Source organism: Nocardia sp. NPDC059154, from assembly GCF_042755705.1.
Taxonomy (GTDB): domain Bacteria; phylum Actinomycetota; class Actinomycetes; order Mycobacteriales; family Mycobacteriaceae; genus Nocardia.
In genome coordinates, this window is record NZ_JBHZCS010000004.1 from 20314 (window position 1) to 29983 (window position 9670).

The window sequence follows — 9670 nt, forward strand, 5'->3', positions numbered from 1 at the left end:
GAGAATTGTGATGAGCGAACCGAATACGTCCCCCGCCGCATTCCAGGCGACCGCCGCGATCGACCCCGGCGCGGTCGCGGTCCGCGATATCGGCGGCACCCACGCCCTGACCTGGGCCGACTACGCCACCCAGGTGCGCGAGGTCGCCGCCGGGCTGGCCGCGCTGGGGGTGGGGCGCGGGGACACGGTGGCGTTCATGATGGCCAACCGCGTCGAGTTCTACCCCCTCGAGGTCGGCGCCCAGCACACCGGCGCCACCTCGTTCTCGGTGTACAACACGCTCTCGGCCGAACAGCTGCACTACGTGTTCAGCAACGCCGGCAACCGGGTCGTGCTGTGCGAGGCCCAGTACGTCGACCGCATCCGCGCCTGCGGGGTGCCCATGCAGACCATCGTGTGCGTCGATGAGCCCGCCCCCGGCACGCTGACCGTCGCGCAGCTCAAACAGTTGGGGCGCACCGATTTCGACTTCGACGCCACCTGGCAGGCGATCCGGCCCGACGACATCGTCACCCTCTGCTACACCTCCGGCACCACCGGCAACCCCAAGGGCGTGGAGATCTCCCACGCCAACCTCGCCTTCGAATGCCGTGCCTACGCCTCGGTCATGCCCGTCGAGTTCGGCGACCGCATCACCTCGTTCCTGCCGACCGCGCACATGGCCGACCGGGTCACCAACCTGTACCTGCACGAATACTTCGGCACCCAGATCACCGTCGTCCCCGACCGCACCCAGCTGCCCGCCGCCCTGGCCGACGTGCACCCCACCATCTGGGGCGCGGTCCCGCGCGTGTGGGAGAAACTCAAAGCGGCCGTGGAATATTCGGTCACCGCCGAAACCGACCCCACCCGCCGCGCCGCCCTCGTCTGGGGGCTCGAGGTCGCCGCCCGCAAGGCCGCCGCCCAGCTGGCCGGGCAGCCGATCGACACCGACCTGGCCGCCGAATGGGACAAGGCCGACGCCGCGGTGCTGCGGCCGCTGCGCGCCAAACTCGGCCTGGACCAACTGAAATGGGCACTGTCGGGGGCCGCGCCCATCCCGCCGGAAACCCTCGGATTCTTCTTCGGCCTGGGCATCCCCATCTCCGAGGTGTGGGGCATGTCCGAACTGACCTGCATCGTCAGCGTCTCCCCGCCCGCCGAAGCCCGCCTGGGCACGGTCGGGCGGCTGCTGCCCGGACTGGAATCCAAGATCGCCGACGACGGCGAGTTCCTGGTCCGCGGGCCCCTGGTCATGCGCGAATACCGGCACGAACCCCAGAAGACCGCCGACGCCCTCGACCCGGACGGCTGGCTGGCCACCGGCGACATCATCACCTGCGACGCCGACGGCTACCTGCGCGTGGTCGACCGCAAGAAGGAACTCATCATCAACTCCGCCGGAAAGAACATGTCCCCGGCCAACATCGAGAACACCGTCAAGGCCGCCACCCCGCTCATCGGCGCCCTGGCCACCATCGGCGACAACCGCGCCTACAACACCGCCCTCATCGTCCTCGACGCCGAATCCGCCGCGCCCTACGCCGCCCAGCACCGGCTACCCGACGCCTCCCCGGCCGTCCTCGCCACCGACCCCGGCGTCATCGCCGAGATCGCGCGCGGCGTCGCCGCCGGCAACGCCAAACTCTCACGCGTCGAACAGATCAAACGCTTCACCATCCTGCCCGCCTTCTGGGAACCCGGCGGCGACGAGATCACCCTCACCATGAAACTGCGCCGCACACCCATCGCCCGCAAATACGCCGCCGACATCGACCGCATGTACACACCCGCCCTCACCGACGGCGTCCACGAACCCACCACACCCTGACCCACATCGGGCATCCGATCCGGCCGTCTCCGCACCCCGTCGCGGAGACGGCCGGATCGTGTTCGCGACGGGCTCGATTCGTGACCGGGTGAACTGACCCCTTCGTAACAGAGCACTTGCTCTGTTATGGTCGGTGCCATGCCCCGCCCCCGCACCCACGACCCCGACCTCGTGCTCGACGCCGCCGAGGCCCTGGCCGTGCGATCCGGGCCCGCCGCGGTCACCATCCGCGCGGTCGCCGCCGCCACCGGCGTCTCCAACGGAGCGCTGTACCACACCTTCGGGTCACGGGCGGAACTGGTGGGGCGCACCTGGATCCGGGCCGCCCACCGGTTTCTCGCACTCCAGGCCGCCATGGTCGCCGAGGCCGGCGACGGCGTGGCAGCGGTCATCGCCGCCGCCGAGGCGCCCGCGGAATTCGCCGCCCGCCACCCGATGTCGACCCGGCTGTTCTTCACCGTCCGTCGCGACGACCTGCTCGGCGACGATCTGCCCGAACCCGTCCGCGCCGAACTCGCCGCCACCCAGGCCACCCTCGTCGAGCTGATGAAAACCCTCGCCCGCCGACTCTGGGACCGCGCTGACGCCGCCGCCGTCGACACCCTCACCCTGTGCCTGGTCGACCTGCCGACAGCGATCCTGCTCGACCGCGACCGCCTCGCCAATCCCCTTGCCCGCGGGCAACTCCGGGCCGCTGTCCGCGCGGTCCTCGACCTCGGGCCCGCACCCGCGCGACCGAAAACCTCCTGAGGAAGGACACCCCATGCCCACACTCACCTACCACGACAAGATCGCCGTCCTGGACCTCGGCGGCGACGAGAACCGCTTCTCACCCGAATTCCTCGACCAGATCGGTGCGCACCTCGACACCGCCGTCGCCGACGGCGCGCACGCCCTGGTCACCACCGCCTCCGGTAAGTTCTACTCCAACGGCCTGGACCTGGACTGGCTCTCGGCCAACGGTGAACGCGCCGAATGGTATGTGGCGCAGGTGCAGTCGCTGCTGGCCCGCGTGCTCACCTTCGAGCGGCCCACCGCCGCCGCCCTGCCCGGCCACGCCTTCGGCGCCGGCGCCATGCTCGCCCTCGCCCACGACTTCCGGGTCATGCGCGCCGACCGCGGCTACTTCTGCTTCCCCGAAGCCGACATCCGCATCCCCTTCAGCCGCGGCATGGCCGCGCTCATCCAAGCCAAACTCACCCCCAAGACCGCGGTCGCGTCCATGACCACCGGACGCCGCTTCGGCGGCCCCGACGCCCTCGCCTGCGACCTCGTCGACGCCACGACCGACCTCGACACCCTCACCGACACCGCGCTCGGGATGCTCGCCCCGCTCGGGGCCAAGGACCCGGCCACCCTCGGCGCCATCAAGGCCACCATGTTCGCCGACGCCGTCGCCGCCCTGAACAACGCCTGACCCGGCTCGCCGGATGCGACCGGCCACCACCACCGCCGGCCGCATCCGGTTGTCGCACGACGAGCGCTCCGTTCCGATGGGCGACGTGCCCACGGGGACGCAGGATCCGGCCCCACGGCGGCCACTGACCTATCCGGTGTGCGCGCCGGCTGCCCGTAGATGCGGCAACAGCAACTCCGCGACCGCATCCGGGCGTTCGGCCTGCAGGAAATGCCCACAGCCGGGTAATTGCGCATGCTGGACCTGTGCGTGCTCTGCCAGTACCCGCTGCAGATCCGGCGACATGCAGCCATCGCGCAGCCCGGCCAGCGCGAGCGTCGGCAGCGGAGCGGCCTCGGCCATCAGGATGTCGCTGAACTCGCGAGTCGCCCTGCGCTGCACCGTGAACAGCGACCGGTAATACCGCGTCGCCGCCCACGCCATCACCGGATCGGTGAAAACGGCTGCCACCGGCGCGAACTCGTCGTCGGTGAACGCCCACCCCGGCGACCACCGCCGCCACAGCGCCCGCACGAACCCTGCACCCCGGCGGGTCAGCAACCGCGGCGACAGGCCCGACTGCATGACCGGGATGTACGACGACAACACCAGCTGCCGCGGCAGATACCGCCACATGCCCGGCGCCACCCCGCCCCCGAACGGCGGAATCGCCAGCAGCGTCAACGACTCCCACCGCCGCGGATCCTGCTTGGCCAGGATCATCGCCACGAACGCACCCCAGTCGTGCCCCACCAGGTGCGCGCGCGGCTCACCCAGCTCCGCATGCCAGGCCGCCACATCCGCACTCACCGCCATCAGGTCATAGCGCGCCGCCCGCGACGCCGACCCCGGCGTATAGCCGCGCAACCACGGCGCCAGCACCTGATACCCGGCCTCGACCAGCAGCGGGATCAACCCGTCCCACGTGTGCGGCGTATCCGGAAACCCGTGCAGCAGGATCGCCAGCGGCGCGTCGTCCGGGCCGAAATGACGAGCGGACAGTTCCAGGCCGTCACGGCGCAATGTCAGCGTGCGCGCAACAGGATGATCGAACGGCATGCACACACCCTCTCACTAGAGTCGATCGTCGAATTCCTTGACACCTGAACATATTCGGCCCCACGGCACGAAGGCTCGACCCGGTGGCGGGTGCGCGGGCGGCCACCAGCCGAACCCGCCACCGCGGTCAGCGGCCCTGCCAGACCGGGGGACGCTTCTCCACGAACGCGCGCATACCCTCCCCGGCGTCCTGCGACGACAGAGCGGCCGCGGCGACCTGACCCTGCTTGCCGAACGCCTCGGCCACCGACCAGTCCGGGGCCTGCTCGATGATCTGCTTGCTCGCATCGATACTCAGCGGAGCGTTCACCGCGATCCGCTCGGCCAGCGCCAGGGCCGCCTCGAGCGCCTTGCCCGGCGCGGCGACCTCGTTGATCAAACCGAGCTCGGCGGCCCGGGCCGCGGTGATCGGGTCACCGGTCAGCGCCAGCTCCATGGCGATCGCCCGGGGTAGGCGCTGGGACAGGCGCAGCACGCCACCACCGACGGCGACCAGGCCGCGTTTGACCTCCGGGATGCCGAACGTCGAATCGCTCGCCGCGACAATGAGATCGGCGGCCAGCGCCAGTTCGCAGCCGCCGGCCAGCGCGGGACCCTCCACGGCCGCGATGAGAGGTTTGCGCGGGGGCTGGGAGACGATGCCGAGGATGCCGCGCTTCTCGGTGACCGGCACCTCGCCACGAGCGGCCGCCTTGAGATCCATACCGGCACTGAAATATCCGCCCGCGCCGGTGAGAATCGCGATGCGCGCATTCGAGTCGCCCTCGTAGGCGTCGATCGCGCGTTCCAATCCCAGCGCGGTGGCCAGGTTGATCGCATTGCGCACCTGGGGCCGGTTGATGGTGATGATCATGACGTGGCCGCGGCGCTCGATGAGCACCGGCGCGGGCGGCGGAGGCGGCAGCGCGACCCGGGGTAGACCCGCCGTGCTCAACCCATGACCAGGCGTCGCCGCCACCGTCGTATCCGGAGCCGTGTCGGTGGATACACCGGTATCGGCGGCGATGGCCTCGGATTCCACCGCGCCGGACTCGGAGGTCACCGGGCCGGTATCGGATTCCCCTGTGCTGGACTCGGATTCGGTGACCTGCGCGGGCCTCGGGGTGATCACGTCCCCGTCCACGGTCACCGGCAGGCCCAGCCAGTCGTCCTCGGTGAGGGCGGTCAGCAGGGCGGAATCGGTGGAGCGCACCAGGACCCGCTCACCCTGCGGGGTCAGCACGCTCACGATCGCGGCCTCCGGCCGGCCGTCGCGGCCGTAGGGCAGCGTGTAGGCCTCCACCACGGCCTCGCCGGTGTAGCCGGTGCGGGCCGGGCGGGCCGGGGGATGCTCGATGACCGGGGTCAGATGCCGGTAGCTCTGCCGCGGCGGGGTCGCCGAGTACACGCCGAGAGCGTGCTTGGTCAGATACCAGCCCAGAGACGTTGCCAGACCGAAGGATTCCGGCTCGGCGCGCAACCGCTGCACCAGTGTCGCCACCGCGTGACCGCCGTAGTTGTTGCCCGGCCCCCCACCGAAGGTCAGGCCCCCGGTCACCGACAGCGGCCGCTTCGGATCCTCCACCGGCAGCCCCAGCTCACGGGCCGCGATCTGCACCGCCACCGGGAAACACGCATACAGATCGACATGGGCCAGCGCATCGGCGGTGATGCCGGCATGGTCGAGCACCGCCGCACCCAGCGTGCGGATCGCGGGAGACGCCGCCAAATCGCTGCGCTCACTGACGAACCACTCGTCGGTGCCCGAGGCGCCCGCGTGCAGGAACACCCACCTGTCCTGCGGGATACCCGCCGCCTCGGCGGCCGCCGCACTGGCCACGATGATGCCCGAAGCCATGTCCACGGTCAGGTTCGCGCACTCGAGTTTGGTGTAGGGCGCGGAGATCATGCGATTGGCCTCGGTCACGGTCGCGATCTCGGGGGCCGGGAACTCCTGCGGCTGCCAGGCATTCGGATTGGCCGCCGCCACCGCCGAGAACCGCGACCACAATTCGGCCACTGCCGCCGCATGCTCGGCCGGAGTACGGCTCAGCCGCCCCCGATTGGCCGACTCCAGCAGCGCGTACATATTGATCGGCGCCTGCAGCCCGGCCGCCGACTCGGCCGCATTGTTGGCCGCCTTGTCGATTCCCACCGTGCGCGTCGGCGCCACCGCCGGATCCTGCACCGGCCAATCCAATTCGATCCCCGCGCGCTGCGCCGCCGCCTGCGTGGCCCCGGCCTCGGCGCCGGTCACCAGCACCAGGTCGTAATCGCCGGCCGCGATCGCCGCGGCCGCCTCGTTGAGCACCAGCTGCCCGCCGTCACCCCCGAACGGGCTCGACTGCACCGTCTCCGCGGCGCCCGCGCCCACCGCGCGCGCCACCAGCGCACCCAGATCCCGGTACTGCCACGACGTCGGCGACACCGCGAACACCGCATTCGCCTGCGCCAACAGCGCTTCCCCCGCCCCGGCATCGGCGGCCGCCGCGCGCAACGCCCGCAACGCCAGCTGCGCGGGATCACCGTAGGACGGGTCGGGGGTGCGCTGCACCACCTGCCCGACGCCCACCAGCACCGGCGTGCCCGGCGCCAGCAGCGTCCCGGATGCCCGGTGCCGCACCGCCTTGTGCGCCGTCCGCTCCGTCGAGCTCGACTTGGCCGCCGCCACGGCCGCGGGCAGCGTCGCCAGGGAATCGCGCAGCGCGTCACCGAGGGCCCGCGCCACCGTCGCGCCCAGCGGCCCGTCGACCGGCTGCCCCGACAGACCCGCGTCGAGGTACACACTCGACCCGGACCCGTTGGGCGCCACCGTGATCCACAACCCCAGACCCAGCCCCTCCGGCCCGCGCCCGCGCATCGCCAGCCCGGTGTCGCCGACCTCGGTCACCGTCCACGCCACATCCGCCGGGATCCCCATGAACTTGGCCACCTGCGTGTACTCCACGCCCACCGCGGCTGCCCCCGGCGCCTCTCCGCGCCAGCCCGCATGGAACACCACCCACTCCGGAAGCCGTTGCAGCTGTGCCAGATACGCCAGCGTCGCGGCCGGACCGGTCTCGAGATCGTGATGGGCGTGCGCGGTGCGCGGGTAGTCCGCCAGCCCCGACGGCACCGCGTGCTCGGCCGGGACCGCCGCCTCGCCGGTACCGCCGTGACCGGTCAACCCGGCGATCAGCTCCCGCACGATGCGCGGATCGCGGCGCACGCTGTCGACCAGCTGCCCACCCGCCCGCAACTGTTTGCGCACCGACGCACTCCGATCGAGCCCCTGCTCGACCACCGCACGCAAACGCTCGAAACCCGGCACCGCACTCACGGCCCACCTCCTCACTGAGGGTCCACACCATCCGGCCCTCACGGTATCGGCCGCCCACCGGCCGCGGGAAGGGCGACGGCGACTTCGCACCCCCGCCAACCGGATTCGCCACCACCCCTTCCGCTGCCCTGTGTGTAAGCGTAGACTTACGGTTCGTGGGTACTTACCAAAGCGCCGCTCTCGACGCCCTCGGTGACCCGACCCGGCGAGCCATCTTCGAACGCCTCGGCCGAGGCCCGTGCGCGGTCGGCGAACTCGCCCAGGAGCTTCCCGTGTCCCGGCCCGCCGTCTCCCAGCACCTCAAGGTGCTCAAACAGGCCGGCCTGGTCCGCGACGAAGCCGTCGGCACCCGGCGCGTCTACCGGCTCGACCCCAGCGGCATCGACGCGCTGCGCGCGTACTTCACCCACTTCTGGTCGACCGCGCTGTCGGCCTTTCGCGACGAAGCGAACCGCCAAGCCCAGCAGGACCACACCCAGGAGCAGTCATGACCCAGCACACCGACACCGTCACCGTCGAACTCACCGTCGAAGCGCCCATCGACAAGGCCTACCGCGTCTTCACCACCGGCATGGACACCTGGTGGCCGCGCGAGCACCACATCGGCGCCGGCCCGCTGGCCGAAGTCGTCGTCGAACCCCATGTCGGCGGCCGCCTCTACGGCCGCGAAGCCGACGGCACCGAATGCCCGTGGGGCCGGGTGCTGGAGTGGTCACCCGACACCCACTTCGCCTTCTCCTGGGACATCGACCTGAGCTGGAAACCCGAATCCGACCCGGCCCGCACCAGCCGCGTCGATGTCACCTTCACCGCCCTCGACCCCGGCCGCACCGCCGTCACCCTGGTGCACTCCGGCTTCGAAAACCACGGCCCCGGCTGGGAATCCATGCGCGATGCCGTCGGCTCCCCGGGCGGCTGGCCCGCACTGCGCGACAACTACGCCAAGGTCGTCGCCGCCTGAGCGGGCACCCTCACAGCAGGCGGGTGAACCACACCTGATCCCGCAACCGGATCCCGTCCACCACGATCTCCTCCGCATACCCGGCCGCGGCGGTGAACACATCGGGCACCACCCGCGTCATCCGGAACCCGCACCGCTGATAGAACCGCAGATTCCCCACATCGGCGGTGGCGGTGGCCACCTCCAGCCGGCGCACCCCGGCGTCGGTGGCCACCGCCACCACCCGATCGATCAGCCGCCTGCCCACCCCGGTGCCCCGCACCGGTTCCGCCACAGCGGTATTGACGATCTCCCAGGTCGATTCCCCGGCCCCCGGCGCAGCCTGGATATGGCCCACCACCGCACCGGAGTCGTTGCGCGCCACCCACACCCGCCCCCGGCCGATATACCCGGCCAGCGCCTGCTCGGAATCCTCGGCCATCCGGAACGACCACGCGATCTCGGCGCGATCACCGATGAACTCCTCGATCCGCACCCCACCCGCCACCTCCGGCACCACGATCAGCATCCACCCCTCCGGATCCAGCACCGCGAACGCCCCCGCCGCCACCCAATACGGATTGTCCGGAATCACCTCGGCCACACCATGATCGGCCAGCCGCGCCCGCAACCGCGCGAACCCCGACCGCAGATACAGCACCACCGCATGCTCGGGACCCGGCGGTGCGGGTGGCGGCGCGCCCTCGCGGCGCACCAGCTCCAGCTGCGCCGACGCGTCCGGCAGCCCGAACACGAACCCGCTGTAGCCGGCATGATCCTCGAACGCGAAAAGTTCGGTCAGACCGACGATCTCCCGATAGAACGCCGCACACTCCACCAGCCGATCGGTCTCCCGCGCGAAACGCGCCGCGGCCAGCGACCACTCGCCGCGACCGGACTCCGAGGCAACCACAGGCACATCCTCCTCACAGACAACGACACCCGCACGCCAGCATGCTCGGCCCGGCACCGAGCAGTCGACCCATTTCTCTCCAACCGCCCGCCCGGCCCCGCGACGCTGCACACCGTCGCCGAACACCGACCGCTCGAAACACGAACGCGGGGGACCGAGACCAAGGGCGCGCGGGCGAAACCCCACCCCATTTGGACCCAAACGCTAAAACACAACCAAGAGGGAAAAGGGGCGTCATCCGACCCAACGGCACC

General features: G+C 70.9%; 8 protein-coding genes and 1 pseudogene. 5 read left to right on the forward strand and 4 right to left on the reverse strand.

What is annotated here, in order from left to right:
• Positions 1 to 10: 10 nt before the first annotated feature.
• The 3 genes from fadD11 to ACFXN1_RS05100 all read left to right on the forward strand — a co-directional run bounded on the left by fadD11 (position 11) and on the right by ACFXN1_RS05100 (position 3227).
• A complete protein-coding gene (gene fadD11 / locus ACFXN1_RS05090; RefSeq protein WP_379437335.1) occupies positions 11 to 1810 on the forward strand; it encodes a fatty acid--CoA ligase FadD11 in 1800 nt (599 codons plus the stop codon).
• A gap of 138 nt (positions 1811 to 1948) precedes the next feature.
• Positions 1949 to 2560, forward strand: coding sequence for a TetR/AcrR family transcriptional regulator (locus ACFXN1_RS05095; protein WP_379380766.1), 612 nt, complete (start codon positions 1949 to 1951; stop codon positions 2558 to 2560).
• A gap of 13 nt (positions 2561 to 2573) precedes the next feature.
• Positions 2574 to 3227, forward strand: coding sequence for an enoyl-CoA hydratase-related protein (locus ACFXN1_RS05100; protein ID WP_379437334.1), 654 nt, complete (start codon positions 2574 to 2576; stop codon positions 3225 to 3227).
• Between the two features lie 129 nt (positions 3228 to 3356).
• Here the strand turns inward: ACFXN1_RS05100 and ACFXN1_RS05105 are convergent, their stop codons facing one another.
• The 3 genes and pseudogenes from ACFXN1_RS05105 to ACFXN1_RS05115 form a co-directional block, all read right to left on the reverse strand.
• Positions 3357 to 4265 (reverse strand): alpha/beta fold hydrolase, encoded by a 909-nt coding sequence (locus ACFXN1_RS05105; protein WP_379437332.1) that lies wholly within the window; start codon positions 4263 to 4265, stop codon positions 3357 to 3359.
• A 127-nt stretch (positions 4266 to 4392) separates the two neighbouring features.
• On the reverse strand, positions 4393 to 5145 hold the full coding sequence (locus tag ACFXN1_RS05110; RefSeq protein ID WP_379397173.1) for a crotonase/enoyl-CoA hydratase family protein: 753 nt from the start codon (positions 5143 to 5145) through the stop codon (positions 4393 to 4395).
• A 243-nt stretch (positions 5146 to 5388) separates the two neighbouring features.
• A pseudogene (locus ACFXN1_RS05115) lies at positions 5389 to 7653 on the reverse strand (SRPBCC family protein); the annotation flags it as partial.
• A gap of 65 nt (positions 7654 to 7718) precedes the next feature.
• On the opposite strand from ACFXN1_RS05115, the gene ACFXN1_RS05120 reads away from it, so the two are divergent.
• Both ACFXN1_RS05120 and ACFXN1_RS05125 read left to right on the forward strand, forming a co-directional pair.
• Positions 7719 to 8054, forward strand: coding sequence for an ArsR/SmtB family transcription factor (locus ACFXN1_RS05120; protein ID WP_379437331.1), 336 nt, complete (start codon positions 7719 to 7721; stop codon positions 8052 to 8054).
• Positions 8051 to 8524 carry an SRPBCC family protein gene (locus ACFXN1_RS05125; RefSeq protein WP_379437329.1) on the forward strand — a complete coding sequence of 158 codons (474 nt, stop codon included), beginning with the start codon at positions 8051 to 8053 and terminating at the stop codon, positions 8522 to 8524. Before ACFXN1_RS05120 ends, ACFXN1_RS05125 begins: the two co-directional genes overlap by 4 nt.
• Before the next feature lie 10 nt (positions 8525 to 8534).
• Here ACFXN1_RS05125 and ACFXN1_RS05130 read toward each other — a convergent pair whose 3' ends face one another.
• On the reverse strand, positions 8535 to 9416 hold the full coding sequence (locus tag ACFXN1_RS05130; RefSeq protein WP_379463494.1) for a GNAT family N-acetyltransferase: 882 nt from the start codon (positions 9414 to 9416) through the stop codon (positions 8535 to 8537).
• Positions 9417 to 9670 lie beyond the last annotated feature (254 nt).

What these genes read in the sequence shown, in the direction of transcription:
- fadD11 (WP_379437335.1), top strand. Translation starts at nt 11, where the DNA reads ATGAGCGAACCGAATACGTCCCCCGCCGCATTCCAGGCGACCGCCGCG.
- ACFXN1_RS05100 (WP_379437334.1), top strand. Translation starts at nt 2,574, where the DNA reads ATGCCCACACTCACCTACCACGACAAGATCGCCGTCCTGGACCTCGGC.
- ACFXN1_RS05105 (WP_379437332.1), bottom strand. Translation starts at nt 4,265, where the DNA reads ATGCCGTTCGATCATCCTGTTGCGCGCACGCTGACATTGCGCCGTGAC.
- ACFXN1_RS05125 (WP_379437329.1), top strand. Translation starts at nt 8,051, where the DNA reads ATGACCCAGCACACCGACACCGTCACCGTCGAACTCACCGTCGAAGCG.
- ACFXN1_RS05095 (WP_379380766.1), top strand. Translation starts at nt 1,949, where the DNA reads ATGCCCCGCCCCCGCACCCACGACCCCGACCTCGTGCTCGACGCCGCC.